Source organism: Acetobacter conturbans, from assembly GCF_011516755.1.
In the GTDB taxonomy this organism is placed as follows: domain Bacteria; phylum Pseudomonadota; class Alphaproteobacteria; order Acetobacterales; family Acetobacteraceae; genus Acetobacter; species Acetobacter conturbans.
This window is the reverse complement of the sequence record NZ_WOSY01000013.1, coordinates 38,490-59,293: the sequence shown is the minus strand read 5'-3', so window position 1 is coordinate 59,293 and position 20,804 is coordinate 38,490. Positions and strand designations below refer to the sequence as shown.

Genomic DNA, 20,804 nt, shown 5'->3' with positions numbered 1-20,804 from the left:
ATCTTTTCATGACATGGCCTCCAGAAAGGCGATGACGTGTTCGCCGTCACACTGCCGCATGGCCAGACGCTTTGGGCTGTCTTCAACAACTTCCCAGCTTCGCTCCGGATCTGGTAGACCACGCAGTTCCAACGGAAGAGCGCGACTTTTAAGTCGCAATGGTGGTATTTCGTGGACATAACCTGCGTGCTCAAGACCCAGAATGGCATGGGCTATCGCATCGGCCTGAGCACCGATCGGACCGATATACCGGCAGGGACGTCCACCGACACTGATACAGTCACCAAGAGCGAAGATTGCCGGATCACTTGTCCGGAGCGTGTTTTCATCGACAATGATGCCACAATCCGTCTTCAGCCCCGCCATCGCGGGCAGGCGCAGATCAGTGCGCAGGCCAACAGCCGAAATCGCAAGATCGGCTATTATGTCGTCATTATTTTGAAGCCTGACTGAAACACTTCCCTCATCGTTTTTCCGTACACCGATGACCTGTGTGTCGTTTCGCAGGGTAATGCCACTCTGCACAATGCGGCTGGCCAGAAGAGATCCGGCTTTGCCGGGAAGAAGCGTGTCCATAGGCCAGGGACCACGACTAAGGAGAGTCACGGAATGTCCGGCACGCGCTGCGTCTTCTGCAAGTTCGCAGCCCACCGGTCCTGCACCGATCACGGCAATCGTGCGAGGAGTATCGCCTAAAGTCGCTTTCAGCCTGAGCCATGCAGGAAGATTATTGACGCGCCAGACCAAATCGGCCGGAAGTTCCGGCAGCACAATCGGCTGTGCACCATAAGCAAAGACAAGCGCGCGATATCGTACTGTGCCACTGGTGGTGCGAACCCGGCGCGCCATCGGATCAAGACCTGTGACGAAAGCTCCTGCCATAAGGCGAATGCCATAACGTGCGGCAACATCACACCCTTTTCCACGATTCAGGCGCGCTTCGTCCAGCCCTCGGGAAAGAGCGACCGACAGTTCCGGCTTGGCATAGATATCCCCACTGCAGCCGGTTACTAGTGTGACGGGACAGTCCGGATCAAGCACCTTGAGGCGCTGGGCCACGGACCACCCGGCCGTCCCCCCACCGATGACAACAACTCCGTCCTGCCCACGAACGAACGAAGACTGGTCATCCCCATTGCTGGCATATTGTCCCGGTTGTGGCGGTATATAAGGTTCGAAATCCAGCTTCGTGACACCGCAGAGCGGGCAGGCCCAGTCTTCCGGAATATCATGGAAAAGCGTTCCCGGAAGAAGACCACTATCGGGATCTCCGAGAGCCTCGTCATAAATCAGCCCGCAGACGCGGCAGATATACTGCCGGAATGTTTCTTCTCCCTGCCCTGTCATGCCGGTAATTCCTCAGCGGACAGACGCGCCATCTCCGCGCGCAGATGCTTGATGGCGGGCGTCACAATCGCCACGAAATGGGCTTCACGCACCCGGCGCTGAGGCCCGGCGCTGCTCAGATATCCGCGCGCACCCTGATGCAGCAGGGCGGACTGTGTCGCTCTCAGGGAAAGTTCCGAGCCATGAGCACGGAGATCCAGAGTATCGAGGAAATAATCTTTCCCCTGCTCATGTGTCCGTTCCGCCAGAGCCATGGCACGTCCGACGAGTGCATCCAGTTCTGCCTGCAACGCCTCCGGGCGGTCTTCAAGGTAGCGATTGACATGACCAAGCTGGCCTTCAACCTCCCAGATCGAGTCAATCGCCCCCTGAATGACCCCCGCAGCCATCCCGACCTGTAGGAGAATGAAAGGGGCCTTTATTTCAGCGATAAGCGGTCGTGCAGGACAGGCAATCACATCCTGATCAGGCAGAAAATATCTGTCGAGACGGATGCTCCAGGTGCTTGTCCCTTCCATGCCTGAGAAATGAGGGCATGCACGAAGCGTGACACGATCATCAAGTCTGAGCAGGAACAGGATCTCGCGGGTTTCCTCTTCCTGCCCGTCCTGAAGAGCGGCCATGGCCCCGCAATACTGACCATAGGCGATATGGCTGACCCAGGGCAGCGTTCCGCTGATCTCGTATCCACCGTCTACCGGATGTGCGGAAAGAGCCATCCGCTCGATACCGGCGAGCGCTTTCATCGGATTGGAGAGTGCCGTCCCACCAAACGTTTTGCCTGCGCTGTGGGTCGCCAGCAGATCGGTATTCAGTGCCGCATCCGGAGCATGTTCGAGGTAGAGCCCGCAAACCATGTGGCACCACATCAGAAATCCGGTTGCCCCGCAGACCCGGCTGACCTCGGTCATGGCTTTGATCGCCGTACCGATATGGCCGCCGGACCGGGCGAGATGGGCATCCAGCGCCCCCACCTCGCCCAACTGCGCCAGGATATCGAGAGGATAATATCCGTGCTGGTCGATATCGACCACTTTTGCAGCCAGCGGACCTTCTGCGATCGCTCGCACCCGTGGCAGCAGAGTGGTTTCGTCATGTCGGGACGCCGTCATGTCTTGTCGATCGGTAGTTTCAGGCATGAGAAATGTCCCTGCTGCGTAAAGTGCTTTCAGAACCTGATCAGTCCTTGAGAGACACCGTCATCGGGACCGGATTGCGCAGTGTGTTGGCAACAGGCGAGAAGTAGTTCGCGTGAGCAACGATGGCCTCAAGCTCCTCGCGGGACGCATCGCCTTCCACGTCGACTTTCACGCGGATATCCTGAAACCCCATCTCTTCCGGCTTGCGCTCGGCGCCACCAGCACCCCATGCGGCCGAATTGCCGATATCGCCTTCCAGCCAGAGTTCGAGCTTCGTCAGCTTGACCTTGCGATAGGTGGCGACGGCAGTGATGCCGACTGCGAGGCATCCTCCCAGTGCGGAGAGAACAATTTCACCGGGTGCCGGTGCTGTATCCTGACCAAACAGATGCGGCGGCTCGTCCACCACGACCGGGGTATGATTGCCGACATAACTCAGCGTACGATACTGCCCTTCGCAGACAGTGTGGACCTTGTTGGTACCACGCCGATCTGGATTACTGCGTCCTGCATCAGCAAAGTTCAGAAGTCCATCTCTGTCGATAGGACGAAGGTGGGCGGAAACGGTATTATGGTCCGACATGGGAATGTGTCTCACGTTCTGGAACGACCCTGATTGGTCATGAACCCAGCTTCAGTGAGTGCAATATCGATAGCAAATGTTTTTGATTTAAAATTTTATCATGTTGATATTAAAGGAATATTCTACAAATTTTCCATCGAAATCCATTAAGGAATGTCGAGATTGTTTAAATTGTCAAGATTGTTCATCATTCACCCGTCAAGCTGACATTCAGACTCGAGAGTGAGCGCTTCAGGATTGGAAAAGCTTTGCAGAGGAATATCCGTCTGACCGGCGGCAGGTTCCGTGGAAACGTGGCCACACGTTCGATCATCCGACGTTGTGCCATGACTTGCACCTGAAGCCCCGAGGTGAGGCCTCGACGTCGACCCGTCGGTAGCCCCTCCCCTCTCATCGGCAGATCGAACCATATCGTCAGAGACGCCACACTTCTTCAGTGCGGCATTGCAGGAAGGTCTGTTCGTCGTGCGGCAGGTCGTGTCCGGCTTGCTCATCCAGACCAGCGACCATTGCTAATCCGCCACGTAAATCCGGCCGCCGACTTTCCTGAAATAGAGCCATTTCTGGCAGGAAGATCAGGCTTTGGTCCATTGTGTCACTGCGTCTTTTGCAAAGTCTCGATAAGAGCGTGGAGGATGCCCCAGCAATTGTGCAAAACGGGCGACCTCCGCAGGGGATGCGACTGCTCCGTCCTGCTGATAGCGATTGAACATCAGACGCAGGTCATATGCGTGCCAGGCTGGTAAAAAACTGTTGAGCCTCTCCTCAAAACCTTTCAGATCATTACCTGCGTATCGGATAGGCCGACCCAAAACCTCGCTCCACAGATGGGCCAGGATGTCTCCCGTCAGGGAATCTGGCCCTACAAGCTCATAGGTTTCCCGAACAAGCGGTGTGGCGGAGTGTTCGCGTCGAAGCAGTTCGAGCGCCGCCACTTCCCCGATATCCCGCACATCGACCATTGAAATGCCTTTGTCTCCGATCGGCATTCCATACACGCCACCTCCAAGCAGAGCGTCTTTCTGCCGCAGATCATTCTGGATAAAATAGGCCGGTCTGAGGACGGTGACTGGCAAATCCAGCGCCGCGATCATCTGCTCCACCGCATACTTTCCAAAGAAATGTGGCACATCTGTATAGTGTTCGGCTTTGAACACCGACAGATAGACAATGCCTTTGACGCCAGCTTCCCGTGCGGCGTTCAGGGCCAGCATCGTCTGTGTCAGTTCATCGGGAACATTCGGAGCCAGAAGGAAAAGCGTGCTGACACCGCTCAAAGCGTTCCGGAAAGATGTAACATCTCCCAGATCTCCGTTAACGCTCTCAATACCCTCCGGGAAACGAGCCTTCTCGGGAGAGCGTGTCAGGGCCCGGATCTCTGTCCCGTGCCCTTGCAGCGAGGATAACACATGTGAGCCGATTGTACCGGTACTGCCCGTGACCAGAATTGCCATCTCGAACACTCCTCAAAACGGCATAGGAAATGATGCCGTTGAAATGCAAGGTAGTCGTTCCATTTTTCATTAGAAGAGCCCAATATCGAAACAGACTGTCTCCGGAATGGAACATTTTTATGGATCTTCAGGCCTTGGCGGATTTCAATCTTGTGGCTGCTTATGGCGGGTTCGGGAAAGCCAGTCGTGCCTCGGGCAGAGCCAAGGCAACGTTATCGCGCCGGGTGGCAGAGCTTGAACAGACTCTGGGTGTCCGGCTGATTGAACGAGGATCACGCCTCCTTCGACTGACAGAAGAAGGCCAGACACTGCACCAGAGGACCACAGGCCCCCTGTCAGAGATTGTGGAAGCCGGAGAAGCCCTTGTCTCGGGGGCGCCTATCCCACGCGGGCGCCTGCGCATCAGTGCTCCGGTTGTGTTCGCACATGTGGCTCTAAGTCGCATTGCCGCGGATTTTGCCCGCACCTATCCCGAAGTCCAGCTCGAGATCATTGCCGAAGATCGAAAGGTGGATCCGATTGAAGAAGGATATGATCTGGTGATCCGGATTGATCCCTCTGAGGATGAACATCTTGTCGGACGATGTTTTCTCAAGGACGAACGACTACTGGTAACTGCGCCTGGCATGAAATGTCCCTGGCCCCAGGAACCGGGTGAGACATCTATGCAGGCTGTTCTGCTGACGACAACACCTCCGACAGTCCAATGGAGACTGACCTGTGGCTCAGGCAGGGATTATCTGATTCATCCCCGGCCTTCCCTGCGTTTTTCTTCACTCCTCATGATCAGGGACGCCGTGCTGGCAGGCGCCGGAGCAGCGCTGCTGCCAAGACTTCTCGTCTCAGACGATCTTACAAGTGGCAGACTGGTCCAGTGGGCCACCCATGTCGGACCGGATGTCGAGATCTGGGCGCTGCATAGTTCCCGACGCCTGACAGGAGCGAAAGTCCGAGCCTTCGTTGGTATGATGGAAGCAGCCTTTCCTGAGAAAAACTCTCCACGGCCGACAGGTTAGAGCAGCTCCACTGAACCCTGAATCACTGGGGGGACGCTGAAGGCGCATTGTGATTCACCGTTTCTGGTGATGGAGACGGTGATGACGCAAGCGTTTGGTGACGATCTTCGGTTGCTGGTTCTTAAGGCAGGAACTGCGGGCGCGTCGGCCCCTCGCGGGTGCCTGCAATGTGACGCCTCCCTGTGCGATATATTGAGATCTATCGATATAATGTTCTGAACATTTTGATACACATAAAGCAATCCTGCCCCTACACTGTTCCAGTAACGTTATGAAATGGGGGCGCGTAATGAAGTCACTCAAGGTACTCGCAGTGGCTCTCGGCCTTGCCTGTGCGACGGCCGCGCATGCGGACGATACGGTTCGCATCATGGCTCCGGTATGGACAGGATTCGCACCCGTCGTGGTCGCTCAGGAGCTCGGATATTTCAGGGATGCCCATCTTTCCGTGGATCTGAAATTCTCTGATGAACGGTCCGATGTCATGGCTGCGATGGCGCACGGCTCCATCGAACTCGAAATGCGTGCCCTCAATGAATATCAGGGGCGACCACGTGACGAGAACACGCCGGGCATCATCATCGGTTCCATTGACCGTAGCCTCGGTGGAGATGGCGTCATCGTTGATGGCTCCATTCATGACGTGACCGATCTCAAGGGCAAGACTGTTGCCTCCGAGAGCAATATTCCCGGACGTCTTCTACTCCAGATGGAGTTGCACAAGCACGGCATGACATTGGCCGACCTCAAAATGAAGGAAATCCTGACATCCGACAGTGTCGCGGTGTTCGCGGACCCGAGCATCGCGGCGGTCGTGACGTATCAGCCGTTCCTGCAACAGATAATGACCATATCGTCCTCTCGCCAGCCGAAGGAACTCGTCTCGTCGGCGGACTATCCTGACTATATCGTGGATGTGATTGTGGCCCGCAATGATGATCTGAAGGCTAATCCCGATAAGTACAAACGCTTCCTGACCTGCATTTACAAGGCCGTGGCGTATTACAAGTCCAATCCAGACGATTTCGCGAAGCTCGCTGCTCCTCACTTCGATCTTTCAGCGGATGAATTCAAAAAAAGTGTCGTGGGCAGCCTGGAATATACGGATCTGGCGCAGTCCAAAACCTATATGGGCACTCCCGGAAAGCCGGGGAAGATGGTGGACATTTTCAACACCCTCATGGGTCTCAACATCGAAAATGGGGCGGCGTCTGTCCATCTCGATGCGGCACGGTCCATCGACAGCAGCCTGATTGCGGCGATTTCCATCCCATGACCGTGCCCGCTTCTCCCACACGTCGAAAACGGAGCAGCCTGCTCTGCTTCCGCCAGCAGGTTCCGCATAGTGCAAGCCTGCTGGCTGCCCTGCTGGGAGCGGCGGTCTTCCTCGGCGGATGGCAGTTACTGGTGGAGCTGCGTGTGGTGGCACCAGTCTTCCTGCCCCCACCGCTCAAAGTGGCGCAGACCTTTATCCACATGTCCGTCGATGGTTCGATGCTGCCCAACACGCTGGTGTCCATCCGGCGCGTCTGGCTTGCCTTTCTCATCTCTGCACTTCTGGCCGTGCCGCTCGGTATCCTGATGAGTGGTTACCGCATCATCGGGGCCACGTTTGAGCCGATGATCGACTTCATCCGCTACCTTCCCGTTCCGGCACTGGTGCCGCTGGCCATCATCTGGTTCGGAGTGGGGGAAACAACCAAGATATTCCTTCTGTGGCTGGGCACCTTCTTTCAGCTCGTCCTGATGGTCGCAGCCGACATGAAGCGTATTCCAAACGAATATTTCGAAACGGCCTATACTCTGGGCGCACGTCCGCGACAGACGCTCCTGCCGGTGGCTCTCCCTGCCATGTTGCCACAGCTCATGGACAGCATGCGCATCAGCCTCGGCTGGTGCTGGACCTATGTCATCATCGCGGAAATCGTGGCTTCCGATAGCGGCCTTGGTTTTGTCATCTGGACCGCGCGGCGCTTCATGAAAACCGATCAGGTCATGGCAGGCGTCATCATGATCGGTCTGATCGGTCTCGTGACCGACCAGTGTCTGCGCCTGCTGCACCGCAAGCTCTTCAGGTATCAGTGAACATGGAACAGCTCTCTTCCTATCTGCAGTTCCACGACGTCACCAAATTTTTCGGCGATGTCCCGGTCGTGCAGCAGCCGTTCAATCTGGCTGTGCCCGCCGGTCAGTTCGTGGTTTTCCTTGGTCCTTCAGGGTGCGGCAAGACCACACTCATGCGCATGATCGGTGGTCTCGACACGCCGAGCAGCGGGGAGATCCTGCTGCAGGGCATGCCCGTTGGCGCGCCGGACATCCGGCGTGGGATGGTGTTTCAGTCCTATTCCTCATTCCCATGGCTGACGGTCCGTAAAAATATCGAATTTGGCATGAGATTCCGCAGGGACCTCTCTGCGGCCCAGAAAAAAGAACGGGCGGAGTATTTCCTCAAGCTGGTCGGACTGACCGATTTCGCCAAAAGCTACCCTTCGCGCATTTCTGGCGGTATGCGCCAGCGTGTGGCCATCGCCCGCACGCTCGCCGCCGATCCGGATGTGTTGCTGATGGATGAACCCTTTGGGGCGCTGGATGCCAATCTGCGCGAGGACCTTCAGTTCGAGCTAAGGAAAATCCAGAAGAATTCTGGAAAGACCACGATTTTTGTTACACACGATGTCGAGGAAGCCGTATTCCTTGCCGACCGGATCATCGTCTTCGGACCCCGTCCTGCGCGTGTCATTGCTGATGTGGATGTCATCTCCCTGATCGGCTCCGAAAGAAACGAAAACGTGCGTGACAGTGAACGCTTTTTTCATCTGCGCACCGAAATCCTACATCTCCTGCGCGGACGTGATGCGAAAAAGTCCGCTGCTGCATGATGGATTTTTCGAATCAGTCCGTCTTTATCACGGGTGCGAGCCGGGGGATCGGCCTAGGGGTGGCGCAGGCTTTCGCCCGCGCTGGCGCGTTACTGACGCTGCTCGCCGATGACGACGCGATCCATGATGTCGCCGCGTCCCTCAATGCCCGTGGCGTGGTGGCCGATATTGGTGATCCTTCCGCCCTCGCGGACTGTCTGCTCGGGCATGGCCCCATCGATGTGCTGGTCAATAACGCCGGGCTTGAGCGCCTGACACCGCTGGACAATCTGGACAGCGAAACCGTCGCGGTGTTCGAGCGGATCATCCACACCAATGTCGTCGGCACCTACCATGTCACCCGGCTGGCCCGTCCCCTCATGCGGGCAGGCGGGGCCATCATCAACACGGCATCCATCTGGGGCCGTGTGGCAGAGCCACTGTTCGGCGCCTATGTCGCGTCCAAACATGCGATCATCGGTCTTACGAAAACCTGGGCACTTGAGCTTGGTGCGCAGGGTATCCGTGTCAATGCCGTGGCGCCCGGCTGGGTGCGCACGGAGGCCGCCATGCGCTCTCTGGCGACGATGGCCGGGCGCACGGGCGAAACCGAGACCGACTGCCTGAACACAATCATGGAAGGGCAGGCGCTCCCCGGTCTCATGGAAGCTGCCGATGTGGCCGACACCTATCTGTTTCTTGCCTCTCCGCTTGCCGCAAGCATCACTGGCCAGACGATCCAGGTCGATCGTGGCGAATATCCCCTGTAGGTCCCGATGAACGCACATCCATCACGCCAGCATATTCTGGTGACGGGCGCATCCTCCGGTATCGGTCTCGCCATTGCACGGGCCTGGCAGGAAGCCGGTGCTTCCGTGATCGGGCTGGATCGCAATGCCCCCGCGGCGGGGCTGCAAGGTCTTGAGGTCGATCTCGCCGATGCGCAGGCCATTCAGGGCGGCGTCACGGAAGCGGCCCATCGTCTGGGGCAGCGGGTGGACGTTCTGGTGAACTGCGCGGGCATCATGATCGAAGAAACGCTGGATGCCCTGACATGTGACGCCCTCGATCTCACGCTGGCCGTCAATGTGCGCGCTCCGTTTCTGGTGACCCGGAGTGCCCTGCCTTTCATGGGTGAGGGCGGCTGCATCCTCAATATCGCATCCGAGCTGGCCTATCTCGGACGCGCTGGAGCCTCCGCCTATTGCGCGACCAAGGGGGCAATCCTGTCCATGACGCGCTCCTGGGCGCGCGAACTCGCTCCCCGCATTCGGGTGAACGCCATCGCGCCGGGTCCGATTGACACACCGTTGCTGAATTTCGCGGAGCAAGATCCTCTCAAGCAGAATCAGGATCTCTCCAATCCGATGGGGCGCATCGGGCGCCCTGACGAAATAGCGCGGGTCGCCCTTTTCCTCGCGTCTGCGGACGCATCCTTCATCACCGGCCAGTGCCTTAACGTGGATGGCGGCGCCGCCATGCACTGACCTGCTTTCCGTCTGGAGGCTTCAGTTCATCATGTCCAAAACCGTTCAACTCGCCGAACTCGCGTGGCCTGACTTCGCGGCCCGTATAGCCGAAAATCCAGTGGTGTTTCTGCCACTCGGCGCCACGGAGCAGCACGGCCCTCATCTGCCTCTGAATGTCGACCAGATCCTTCCCACGGCCGTCGCCCAGCGTGTGGCCAAGAAGGTGGGAGGGCTGGTCGCCCCTACCCTGCCCTATGGTTACAAGTCGCAACCGCGCTCAGGCGGCGGCGAGCATTTTCCCGGCACCATCGGGCTGGATGCCCATACACTGACACTTGTGATCCGCGACATTGTCTGTCGGCTGGCCCATCACGGTGTCCGGCGGATCGTGCTGGTCAATGGCCATTTCGAAAACGCGTGGCCAGCCGTCGAAGGTCTTGATCTCGCCATGCGCGACATCCGGCGCGACGGGATCGAGGGGGTGACCGCCATGCGCCTCGAATACTGGGATTTTGTCGAACGCGCGACATTGGATCGCCTGTTTCCCGCAGGGTTCCCCGGCACGGAACTCGAACACGCGAGCCTGCTGGAAACCTCCCTCATGCTGCTTCTGCGGGCTGATCTGGTGGATATGGGCAAAACCCCGGATGACGGGCCAGCCACATTCCCCCCCTATGACCGCTGGCCGTTGCGGGCCGATTTCGTTCCGCCTTCGGGCGTTCTGGCCCGGGCGCAGGGTTCGACCGCCGAGAAAGGCCAGTGGCTGATGGATGACCATACACGCCTGCTGGCCGACGCCATTCGCAAGGAATTCGGACTATGACGAGCCACGGCGAAACCCACATTACCGATGCAAGCCAGGTGCCGCGCTTTGCTGGCGTGCCGACCTTCATGCGCCTGCCACTGGCCAGCGGGCCGGAGGGCTATGATGCCGTCTTCACCGGCATTCCCTATGACGGCGGCACAACCAACCGCTCCGGCGCGCGCCACGGTCCGCGTGAACTGCGTAACGCCTCATCGCTGATGCGTCAGGTCAATGCCAACGGTATCGCGCCCTATAGCGTGCTGAACGTCGCCGATATCGGGGATTGTCCAGTCAATCCCTTCAACGTGACGGATTGCCTCGACATGATCACCGCGCATTATGCCGGAATTGCCGCCGCAGGAGCGGTGCCCATCACAGCGGGCGGCGACCATCTGGTCAGCCTGCCCATCCTGCGCGGGCTTGCGGCGGATCGTCCCGTGGGGCTGATCCATTTCGACAGTCATACCGACACGGGTGATACATATTTCGGCAAGAACCGCTACACGCACGGCACGCCTTTTCGTCGCGCGGTGGAAGAGGGACTGATCGACAGCAGTCGCACGCTCCAGATCGGACTGCGGGGCTCGCTTTACTCTCCGACAGATTACGATTTTGCCCGCAACGCCGGATTTCGTCTCATCCTCATGGATGAAGCCATGGATCTGGGGCCGGACGGTGTGGTCCGCGCCATCCGGGAACGCGTGGGCGATGGCCCGGTGTATGTCTCGTTCGACATCGATTGCCTCGATCCTTCTGTAGCGCCCGGCACGGGCACGCCCGAAGCGGGTGGGTTCCTGATGCGTGAAGCTCAGAAAATGGTCCGGGGCCTCAACGGCCTCAACATCATCGGCTGTGACGTCGTGGAAGTTTCACCACCTTTCGATGCGGGCGGCATCACGTCGCTGGCGGGTGCGACAATGATGTTTGAACTGCTTTGCGCCATTGCGGCCGGGAGGATGGTATGAACAACGGTTATGATGGCGGTCGCCTCGATCTGCCTTTTGTGGGTATCTGCAGCTTTGGAAAATACCCGATCCAGACGGACTGGTCGGCAATCGAGGCGGATGTCGCCATTCTCGGAGCCCCCTTCGACTGCGGCACACAGTGGCGGAGCGGCACGCGCTTTGGTCCCCGCAGCATCCGCGAGGCCTCCACACTCTTCGCCTTCGGTCATGCTGGCGCCTATGATCATGAAGACGACCGGGTCTATCTCGACGGATCGGGAGGACGGATTGTCGATGTTGGTGACGCCGACATCGTGCATACCGATACTGAACGCAGTCATGCGAATATCGAAAAGGGCGTGCGCGCGATTCTGGCGGCGGGTGCGTTGCCCGTGGTGCTGGGCGGCGATCATTCGATCAACATCCCGTGCATCCGGGCATTCGACGATCAGCCTCCCATGCACCTTATCCAGATCGACGCACATCTCGATTTCGTGGATGAGCGACAGGGTGTCCGGCACGGTCACGGCAATCCGATGCGGCGTGCCGCCGAACAGCCTTATATCACCGGCATGACACAGATCGGCATCCGCAACGTTTCTTCGACGGCCCGCGAAGGCTATGCGGATGCCCGGGAGTTCGGTTCGGATATCCTCAGTGTAAGGCAGGTGCGCAAGCTCGGACTGGAAGCCCTGCTCGAACGCATTCCTTCTGGTGTGAACTATTATCTTTCCATCGACATCGATGCGTTCGATCCGTCCATCGCACCGGGGACAGGCACGCCGAGCCACGGTGGTTTCCAGTATTATGAAATACTGGAACTGCTCGCGGCTCTGGCAGCCCGCGGCCGTGTTGCGGGGATCGATCTGGTCGAGGTTGCGCCGGATTATGATCTTGCCAAGATAACCCCGATCCTCGCGGCTCAATTGCTGCTTAATTTTATCGGACGTATCCTGTATTTCAGGAAACATGAATCCTAAGAAATATCAGCCTGCTACCCAGCCCATGACGGGTTCCAAAAAACAGGATGTCAGCCCTCCGAAAAGGCAACCTGTTGCGGGAGCCACACGAATCCGCCGGTTCGACAATATCGATCTCCGCCTGCTGCGTGTGTTTGCAACACTTGCGGAAACGGGCAGCTTCGCGGCGGCGCAGATCGTCCTGAATCTCAGCCAGTCGACATTGAGCACTCATCTGGCCGCGCTGGAGCAGCGGCTGGGCGGGGCTTTGTGTCTTCGTGGTCGCAAGGGGTTTCGTCTGACACCTCTGGGAGAGGAGACGATCGAGGCCATTCAGGACTTGTTTGAAAGCATAGAAACCTTTCAATCAAGAATCAGTCAGGCTCCGGCCGAACTGGGCGGCAGGCTTCGCATCGGCACGATTGGCGGGATCATCAACAGTCCGCATATGGCTCTTCAGCATGTGCTGGCCCGCGTGATCGATCAAATTCCCAATGTTTATATCGATTTGCGTCTGGGTGTACCGCAGGATCTGGAGCTTCAGGTGGCTGAGGGAACCCGGGACGTCGTGATCGGACCTTTCGCCCGCCATGCTCCCGGCGTGCATTACGTCGAACTCTGCGAAGAGCCTCACGGGCTGTATTGCGGTAACCTGCATCCGTTCTTTGAAATGAAGGATGCGAATATTTCGAAAGACATGATTGATCAGGCCCGATTTTCTGTCCGGGCATACCGGAAGCTCGAAGATCTTCAGCGTATTCGGCATCCACGTGCAAGCGGCAGCATTGTGCATATGGAAGCACAACTGATGATGATCCTCTCGGGCAGTTTTATTGGATTTCTGCCGGAGCAATCGGCTCTTCCTTATGTAAAAAACAATCAAATGCGCGCCATAAAGCAGTCTATTTACAATTTTTCATCCCAGCATTATGTCGCATTTAGAAATATAGATAAGAATAATCGTATAATAAATGTTTTTGTCAATGAAATAATAAATACATATAAATCAACAATATCAGAAGTAGGGTAAAGTTTTTTCTTTGATAATTGATATATATCTGATTATTGGATTGCCTGTTTAGACTTCACGAGTTCAGGCAATGCCAGAAAGAATGACGACACACGGTGGCAGCGCGGACGCCGGGGAGCGGTTTCACGGGTATTTTCAGCCTGTGGCCGTGCGTGTACAGACCCAGTTGCGCGGCGAGCATCCATACCAGCGGGTAAAGGCACGTGTGAAGGCGCTCCCCTCGCTGTAACCAAGGAGAAAAGCAGTCTGCGCCACCGAATGTTCGTCTTCCCGCAGATATTTTACCGCGTGATGCCGCCGCACGTCCTCAACCAGCAGCCTGTAAGTGAAGCCTGCGTCAACCAGACGCCGCTGGAACGTCCAGTAAGGACATCCGAGGCGCTCGGCAACCTGCGAGATGGAGGGATACCCATGGGGCAGAAGATCAAAGATGATCCGCCGGACCTGCATCAAGAAATCCTGATTCAGTGACTGTTTGGTCGCCTCTATCTGAAGCAGCCCGTCCTTGATGGCACTGAACAGAAGACTGTCTGCTGCTGGCATGGGCGTGGACAGGATATCCGAAGAAAACAGGATAGCGTTAGTAGCCTGTCCAAAAAACACCGGGCAACCAAAAGCCTTTTCATGCTCATCAGTGCATGATGGGGCTTTGTGCCGGAACGATACGCTCATCGGCATCCAGTCCGGACCACGAGCTTCCCTTATAATATTGCAGAATACGGCCAGTGAAAGCTCCGCGTCATGCCGATGGTCATGGATCAGCGGATCCACCACGTCATATTCCAGCCGGCACAATGCTCCTTCTTTCTGATGACGTACGATGCTGTTGTCCTGATGAATGGGAAAGAATGAGGCCAGATTGTCCAGCGCCTCTCCCAACACGGAAGAGGAAAGAGCTGCATACCCCAGCATCCCCAATCGACGGGGAGCGAACTGATGCCCGAACCACAGGCCGAAATTCTTTGCACCAGTCTCGCTCGCCGCATAATCCAGCGCACGACAGTATGTATCAAGAAGAACCGTGTCGGATGGAGCGTTCCTGAGTCCGCCCTCCAGTCCACACCGACTGAACACGTGCACAGGCTGAGCGCCCAGTCGCGCAATGAAATCATCAAGGCCATACACCACGGATGCCAGCACCGTTGTCGAGACAACGGATGAACCGGAGCGTCCCTGAACTGGCATGTGCATCATTCCGACGGGACTTCTCATCATTTTGGGGTCGGAACAGTCCGTCCGACCATCGGATCGGGTGTAGAAAAGAAACAGGATGAATAGGCAATCCTCTTCCTGTCAATTCATTTCTTACACGAAACACAATCGTTGCCGGATGTCATGAGATTGTGCCCGTCTGTCATTATCCCCCTTCCCTCCCGCACCTAGCATGTGTCGACAAGGCCACGCCAAAGCTGGCCCTTTTATGCGACAGTGGGAGAAAGATCATGGCCGATCCTTACCTGGCCGGCTTCGGAAACAAGGCGGATGTCCTCGCTGCCTCGGAAGAATTCTGGAACCCTCATAAGACGCGGTTCTGGCAGGACGTCGATGTTCCCCTCGTTATCGGACGCCGCGAAGGCTATGTGCTGACCGATCTGGACGGCCACGAACTGATCGATGTCCATCTAAACGGCGGCACCTACAATCTTGGTCACCGCAATCCCGATCTCATCGCAGCCCTTACAGAGGGGCTGAAGTATTTCGACATCGGCAACCATCACTTCCCGTCTCCGTCGCGCACGGCGCTGGCCATGAAGCTGCTCCAGCTCTCAGGCAAGCCTTTCGAACGTGTGGCCTACGCCACAAGCGGAAGTGAGGCGATCGACCTCGCCATCAAGAGCGCCCGTTACGCCACGAAACGCCGCCGCATCATCTCCATCAGCAAGGCCTATCATGGGCATACCGGCCTTGCCGTGGCCACTGGCGATGAGCGATTCAGCAAGTTGTTCCTTGCGGATCGCCCTGAAGAATTCGTGCAGGTGCCGTTCAACGATCGCGACGCCATGTACGCAGCACTAACAGCGGAACCAGCCGCTGCGGTGATCATGGAAACCATTCCCGCCACTTATGGTTTTCCTTTGCCCGCACCAGGATATCTCGCAGAAATTCGCCGCATGTGCGACGAAACAGGCACGCTCTACATCGCCGATGAGGTGCAGACCGGTCTGATGCGTTCAGGCGCGCTCTGGGCCATTTCCCGTCAGGATGTACGCCCTGATCTCCTCGTCACGTCCAAGGGACTGGGAGGGGGCATCTACCCCTTCGGTGCCCTGTTGATGACGAAACAGGCCAGTGGCTGGCTGGAGGAGGACGGGTTTGCCCACATGTCCACATTCTCCGGCTCGGAAGTGGGCTGTCATGTCGCCAGCGCCGTGCTCGACCTGACGACCAGCGCCGAAACCGTCGCCAATGTCCACGCCATCATCGCACAGTTCGCGGCGGGTCTTGCGGAAATCCGAAAACGCCAGTCAGACTGGTTTGTCGGCATCCGGCAGGAAGGCCTCATCATTGGTCTTGAATTCGCCGCTGCCGAAGGTGCGAAACCCGTCATGCGTGAACTGTACAAGCGCGGCGTGTGGGCCATCTTCTCCACGCTCGACCCGCGCGTGCTCCAGTTCAAACCCGGTCTCCTGCTCCAGTCCGGACAGGTGGACGACATCCTGCAACGGCTGGATGACGCCATCGCCGCCAGCTCGCCTTTCTGAGAGGAGAATGCCCCATGACCGCACGTGCCTGGCAGCAGACCTCGTGGAACTGGCATGAAAATGTCGCCTCCTTCCTTCCGCTCTATGGCATTGATCCCGCCTCAGACTGGTCTTTGCTCAGCTTTTCGGAAAATGCCGTCTACAGGATCGATACGCCGCAAGGAGAGATTTTCATCCTTCGGCTGCATCGGCCGTATTATCGGAGTGTCAGCGATATCCGCTCGGAAATCACTTTCATCGAACGACTGCGCAAAGACGATGTGCTGCACACACCAGCAATTCTCACCACGCAGGCAGGAGATACACTGAGCTGCACAGGGAACGGAGAGCGGGAACAGCACGCTGTCCTTTTCGCATATCAGGCGGGCCGGATGCCCCCCGAAGACCGTTTGCCCGAGGAGTTTCATGAGCTGGGGCGTATCTCCGCTCAACTCCACGACTACACGTCCACCCATGCTGAGCTGAATAACCTGCAGCGACCTGTCTGGGATGTGGATATCGCGATTGGCGAACAGGCCATGTGGGGCTGCTGGCGTCATACCTGCAATATGACACAGAAGCAGACAGCTCTTCTTGATGCCGCCGACCGCAAAGTTCGGACGGAACTTGAGCATTACGGGCAGCCACTCAGGCGGTGGGGGCTTCTGCACGGTGACATGCGACTGACCAATATCCTGCGCAATGGAGACGAAACCTTCATCATCGATTTCGATGACTGCGGTTTTGGCTGGCACATGTACGAGTTAGCCTGCGCCTGCACATTCATGGAATGCTGCGAGGGCATCGAAGCCATCACCACATCCTGGCTACGCGGCTACCAGCAACTGCGGCCCCTCTCTAATGCGGACATCAGGATCGTGCCGACGCTCCTGATGTTACGTCGGCTTCTGATGGTCGGGTGGTTCACCACACATCAACACTCCGCTGAAGCCCGCGCGCTTGAGCCGGGCTTTCTTGAGCAGTCTCTTATCATGGCAAAGGATTATCTCGAGGGCACGTTTCTATCCTGCCTGACTCGTGAAACGGAAGATGCCTGATGTCGTCATCGCACGCCCATATAATTTCGATATCGAAATATAAATACACCTCAATAAAAGAATTAATGGAGAATCCTCAATCCTCCTGTTTGCATGAAGGAAGATCGTGATGAAGGACACTGCAACGCCTCCCCCATCCGCAACGCCACCCCCATCCGCAACGCCACCCACCGGCCTGCGGGGAAATCTTGGCGTAACGTCTATCGTCATGATGGTCGTGGCCGCCGCCGCGCCCCTGACCGTCATGGCGGCAAATAGCCCCCTCATCATCGCCATGGGCAACGGCATTGCAGCCCCTCTGGACGCTGCGATTGCAACGCTCATCATGTACCTGTTCACCGCCGGTTTCGTCTTCATGTCGCGCTACGTAACGAACGCGGGCGCTTTCTATGCCTACATCCAGAAAGGGCTGGGGCGGCAGGTGGGACTTGCCTCCGCCACCATGGCGGCGGCCTCCTACACATTCATCGTCATCGCACTGGAAGCCTATATCGGCTATACGCTGAGCGAACTTCTGCGCAATGCTTTCGCGATTTCGATCCCCTGGTGGCTGCTTTCCATCGTGGTCGTGATGGTAGTCGGTTTTCTAGGCTATCGACACATCGAGATGAGTTCACGCTTTCTCGGTCTGGCACTCGTTCTGGAAGTGGGTGTCGTCCTGTTGGCCGATCTCGTGATCGTAGCGACAAAAGGCGCATCCGCGCTGCCCATTGCCCCTTTCACGATCCATGCCGCCCTGTCCGGTTCCCCCGGGCTGGGCGTCATGTTCGCCATCTACTGCTTCATCGGCTTTGAATCGACTGTCATTTTCCGCGAGGAAGCGCACAACCCCGATGTCACCATTCCACGCGCTACCTATGCGGCGGTATTCGGCGTGGGCCTCTTCTATGTCATCTCGATGTGGTGCGAGGTTGGTGGTTTCGGGCTGGACAACGTCGTCCGCATGGCCAACGAACACACTGGCGACATGTATCTCATCCTCATCCGCTCCTATATGGGCAAGGTGAGCGAAGACATTGTCAATGTGCTTCTGGTTACAAGCCTTTTCGCCTGCATCCTTGCACTCCACAACGTGGTAGTGCGTTACCAGTACATCATGTCCCGCTACGGCGTGTTGCCAGTTTCAATCTCCAGTGTGCACGGCAATCATTCGTCCCCACACGTTTCATCACTCGTGCAGACCTCCACGTCGCTTCTGGGGCTGCTCATCCTGCTTGCGCTCGGCCTTGATCCGGTCACCCAGATCTACGCCTGGGGGGCAACAGCCGGCACGCTGGGCTACATGGCCATTCTGTCCATGACCTGTGTATCCGTTCTTGTGTTCTTCAATGTCCGCAACAAAGGAGTGGGTAACCTGTGGCACACACTCTTCGCTCCGATCGGTGGCCTGATTGGCTTGCTGACCTGCCTGTGGATCGCGATTGCAAACCTCCCCGCCCTGATCGGAGGTGACAACGCTTCTGTCGCAGCCTGGGCCATCGGCTTTCTGGTCATCGTGACGTTCGCGACGGGTTATGTCCTCGCAAGTCACATGAAGATCAAATACCCTACACGTTTTGAAGCTCTCAAGGAACTTGCCTGACAGCAACATCTACGATCGTGCGCCTTATAGTGTATCAGAGTGGGTTATACATATAGAACCACAGAGATATCCAGGCGCACGATCGGTTAACCGACTTGCGCTTGCGTTTGAAAATGTGACTTGATTCACTGACAGTCTGAGGTTCAGCTACTTCCAGCCACGAGGCCCATCCATCATCAGGGCGAAGACGCCCCTTGCACCCAAGAGATTGCAACGTGTCCTGTGTAGGTCATACTCTTTCGGAGCATCATGCCAGGGCAGACCATTGCGATTGATGAAAATAATCCCGTTCAACACACGACGATCATCAAGCCGAGACTTGCCGCAGTTCTTCGGAAAACAAGCCTCCAGCCGGACCATCTGCTCGTCCGTCAACCAATACAGATCACTCATTTTCAGTTTCCTCACGGAGCCTGAATCAAAATCCCACCAAAAATCAATGGATCATGACCACGGAGTGGACTAAGCGGAGCGCATTTTAGGTGGATTTGCGGTGAATACCCTTGCGTCCGCTAGCGCAAAACCATCCGACGCGCTACCACCGAGCCAAAGAGCGGGATCCCCGAAGCAGAGCCTCTTCTGGATGAAACCGATTCGAACGCGTTCATCGCTGACAAGGCTTATGACGCAGACCCACTCATCGAAAAGCTTGAAAAACAGGAAAGCATTCCTGTCGTTTCGCCAAAAAAGAACTATTTTCAATCCAAAGAAAATCAGTTTCTTCCTTTGCAGAAAAACAAACATCATCGAACGATTCTGCGCCAGACTGAAACAGTTCCGAGGCATCTCGATACCCTCCCACAAGCTGGCATCAACACTCCTCTCTGCCGTAGTACGTAACCACCATCATCAGCCACAACTGACGAGACGTTTCTAAATTCTCAACATGTATCAGTTCGGCGATAGACCGTGGGGGCCATTCCGGTCATCCGCGTAAAAGCGGAACTGAAGGCGCTGACCGACTGATATCCAATCCGCTCCGCGATTTCGACAACGGTTTCATCCGATGCCTTCAGCGCCGATTTCGCAATATTCATACGCCAGTTCATGAGATATGTAATTGGAGCAACACCCACACGTTGCATGAAATCTCTGGCGAATGCCGATCGGGACATCCCCACTTCGCGCGCAAGCATCTGGACCGTCCAGGATTTGTCAGCATGCGCGTGGATCAGGCGCAACGCGGCCCCAATCCGGGGGTCTTCCAGTCCCGCCAGCAATCCAGACTGATTGTCGGTAGAATACTGGCCACGATAGCGCAGAACTTCAACAAGCATGATTTCCAGCAGACGTTCAAGAACCAGAGAGCGACCGGGGCGATCCGCTTCTGCTTCTTCTCCCAATAGCTTGAGAACAGAACCAATGCGCCGGGCCTCAACATCCTCCCCCCGGATGTGGACCACGCGGGAAAACAGACTGTCACGCATTTCATTGCTCGGATGACCGAACACGAAAGCGCCGGTGATCAGACGCGTCACGACAGGCGCGGGCGTGCTGCACAACTCATGCGACGGTTCTGAAATTAAGGATCTGAAATCCGTCGGATGCGCCTCACCTTCAGAGCGCATCACCCATGTTGAAGGAAAAGGCAGAAGTAGAAAATCGCCAGCTTCGACGTCTATTATAGTGCCATCCCCGTACTGGCCTGTCGCGGAGCCCTGAAGGATCTGTCCGAAACAGATGAGATCTGCCGATGGAAATCTGATTGCCCACGGTGTGTGGAGTTCCAGCACACGCCATGTCAGCACCTGCGGTCTTAAAGCGGCAATCGTTTGGGAGAGGGGATCCATCTGGACGCCTGATAAAGATTCTGGGACGCTCGATTATCCACGATCCAGAATCTGAATGCTAGGCTCTATTCGGCACTGTGAGGAAAAAT

At 56.8% G+C, this 20,804-nt stretch carries 20 protein-coding genes and 1 pseudogene; 13 read left to right on the top strand and 8 right to left on the bottom strand.

Going from position 1 to position 20,804, the window contains the following annotated elements; translation table 11 throughout:
- Positions 1-6: 6 nt before the first annotated feature.
- From GOB81_RS13075 to GOB81_RS13055, 5 genes are all read right to left on the bottom strand, one after another.
- Positions 7-1,347, bottom strand: a complete 1,341-nt coding sequence (locus GOB81_RS13075; RefSeq protein WP_173570866.1) for an FAD-dependent oxidoreductase — start codon at positions 1,345-1,347, stop codon at positions 7-9.
- The gene (locus tag GOB81_RS13070) at positions 1,344-2,486 is read right to left on the bottom strand and encodes an acyl-CoA dehydrogenase family protein (protein ID WP_242010267.1); all 1,143 of its coding nucleotides are present in this window, start codon (positions 2,484-2,486) and stop codon (positions 1,344-1,346) included. Before GOB81_RS13070 ends, GOB81_RS13075 begins: the two co-directional genes overlap by 4 nt.
- A gap of 40 nt (positions 2,487-2,526) precedes the next feature.
- Positions 2,527-3,069 (bottom strand): OsmC family protein, encoded by a 543-nt coding sequence (locus tag GOB81_RS13065; RefSeq protein WP_173570865.1) that lies wholly within the window; start codon positions 3,067-3,069, stop codon positions 2,527-2,529.
- Positions 3,070-3,483: 414 nt separating this feature from the next.
- On the bottom strand, positions 3,484-3,660 hold the full coding sequence (locus GOB81_RS13060; RefSeq protein WP_173570864.1) for a hypothetical protein: 177 nt from the start codon (positions 3,658-3,660) through the stop codon (positions 3,484-3,486).
- Positions 3,645-4,523: an SDR family oxidoreductase gene (locus tag GOB81_RS13055; protein WP_173570863.1), complete on the bottom strand. Its 879-nt coding sequence runs from the start codon at positions 4,521-4,523 to the stop codon at positions 3,645-3,647. Before GOB81_RS13055 ends, GOB81_RS13060 begins: the two co-directional genes overlap by 16 nt.
- Positions 4,524-4,642: 119 nt before the next feature.
- Here GOB81_RS13055 and GOB81_RS13050 point away from each other — a divergent pair, with 119 nt between their 5' ends.
- From GOB81_RS13050 to GOB81_RS13005, 10 genes are all read left to right on the top strand, one after another.
- The gene (locus GOB81_RS13050) at positions 4,643-5,539 is read left to right on the top strand and encodes a LysR substrate-binding domain-containing protein (RefSeq protein ID WP_173570862.1); all 897 of its coding nucleotides are present in this window, start codon (positions 4,643-4,645) and stop codon (positions 5,537-5,539) included.
- A gap of 289 nt (positions 5,540-5,828) precedes the next feature.
- Positions 5,829-6,815, top strand: a complete 987-nt coding sequence (locus GOB81_RS13045; RefSeq protein ID WP_173570861.1) for an ABC transporter substrate-binding protein — start codon at positions 5,829-5,831, stop codon at positions 6,813-6,815.
- Complete coding sequence (locus GOB81_RS13040; RefSeq protein WP_173570860.1) at positions 6,812-7,624, top strand: ABC transporter permease; 813 nt, start codon at positions 6,812-6,814, stop codon at positions 7,622-7,624. The genes GOB81_RS13045 and GOB81_RS13040 overlap by 4 nt, the downstream gene beginning before the upstream one ends.
- Before the next feature lie 2 nt (positions 7,625-7,626).
- Complete coding sequence (locus tag GOB81_RS13035) at positions 7,627-8,418, top strand: ABC transporter ATP-binding protein (protein WP_173570859.1); 792 nt, start codon at positions 7,627-7,629, stop codon at positions 8,416-8,418.
- A complete protein-coding gene (locus GOB81_RS13030; RefSeq protein WP_173570858.1) occupies positions 8,415-9,167 on the top strand; it encodes an SDR family NAD(P)-dependent oxidoreductase in 753 nt (250 codons plus the stop codon). The genes GOB81_RS13035 and GOB81_RS13030 overlap by 4 nt, the downstream gene beginning before the upstream one ends.
- Before the next feature lie 6 nt (positions 9,168-9,173).
- Positions 9,174-9,884 (top strand): SDR family NAD(P)-dependent oxidoreductase, encoded by a 711-nt coding sequence (locus GOB81_RS13025; RefSeq protein ID WP_173570857.1) that lies wholly within the window; start codon positions 9,174-9,176, stop codon positions 9,882-9,884.
- Between the two features lie 31 nt (positions 9,885-9,915).
- Positions 9,916-10,689 (top strand): creatininase, encoded by a 774-nt coding sequence (locus GOB81_RS13020; RefSeq protein WP_173570856.1) that lies wholly within the window; start codon positions 9,916-9,918, stop codon positions 10,687-10,689.
- On the top strand, positions 10,686-11,636 hold the full coding sequence (gene speB, locus GOB81_RS13015) for an agmatinase (protein WP_173570855.1): 951 nt from the start codon (positions 10,686-10,688) through the stop codon (positions 11,634-11,636). Before GOB81_RS13020 ends, speB (GOB81_RS13015) begins: the two co-directional genes overlap by 4 nt.
- Entirely contained in the window at positions 11,633-12,595 is a 963-nt protein-coding gene (speB, locus tag GOB81_RS13010) for an agmatinase (protein ID WP_173570854.1), read from the top strand. Before speB (GOB81_RS13015) ends, speB (GOB81_RS13010) begins: the two co-directional genes overlap by 4 nt.
- Before the next feature lie 91 nt (positions 12,596-12,686).
- Positions 12,687-13,604, top strand: a complete 918-nt coding sequence (locus GOB81_RS13005; RefSeq protein ID WP_173570895.1) for a LysR substrate-binding domain-containing protein — start codon at positions 12,687-12,689, stop codon at positions 13,602-13,604.
- 135 nt (positions 13,605-13,739) lie between these two features.
- On the opposite strand, the gene qhpR is transcribed toward GOB81_RS13005, so the two are convergent.
- Complete coding sequence (qhpR, locus tag GOB81_RS13000) at positions 13,740-14,789, bottom strand: AraC-like transcriptional regulator QhpR (RefSeq protein WP_242010266.1); 1,050 nt, start codon at positions 14,787-14,789, stop codon at positions 13,740-13,742.
- Between the two features lie 257 nt (positions 14,790-15,046).
- On the opposite strand from qhpR, the gene GOB81_RS12995 reads away from it, so the two are divergent.
- The 3 genes from GOB81_RS12995 (at position 15,047) to GOB81_RS12985 (ending at position 18,925) form a co-directional block, all read left to right on the top strand.
- Positions 15,047-16,306 carry a class-III pyridoxal-phosphate-dependent aminotransferase gene (locus GOB81_RS12995; RefSeq protein ID WP_173570853.1) on the top strand — a complete coding sequence of 420 codons (1,260 nt, stop codon included), beginning with the start codon at positions 15,047-15,049 and terminating at the stop codon, positions 16,304-16,306.
- A gap of 14 nt (positions 16,307-16,320) precedes the next feature.
- A complete protein-coding gene (locus GOB81_RS12990) occupies positions 16,321-17,343 on the top strand; it encodes a phosphotransferase enzyme family protein (protein WP_173570852.1) in 1,023 nt (340 codons plus the stop codon).
- 109 nt (positions 17,344-17,452) lie between these two features.
- Positions 17,453-18,925, top strand: coding sequence for an APC family permease (locus GOB81_RS12985; protein ID WP_173570851.1), 1,473 nt, complete (start codon positions 17,453-17,455; stop codon positions 18,923-18,925).
- A 165-nt stretch (positions 18,926-19,090) separates the two neighbouring features.
- Here GOB81_RS12985 and GOB81_RS12980 read toward each other — a convergent pair.
- Together GOB81_RS12980 and GOB81_RS12975 are read right to left on the bottom strand one after the other, a co-directional pair.
- A pseudogene (locus GOB81_RS12980) lies at positions 19,091-19,318 on the bottom strand (transposase); the annotation flags it as partial.
- 488 nt (positions 19,319-19,806) lie between these two features.
- Positions 19,807-20,715 (bottom strand): AraC family transcriptional regulator, encoded by a 909-nt coding sequence (locus GOB81_RS12975; RefSeq protein ID WP_173570850.1) that lies wholly within the window; start codon positions 20,713-20,715, stop codon positions 19,807-19,809.
- Positions 20,716-20,804: the final 89 nt, after the last annotated feature.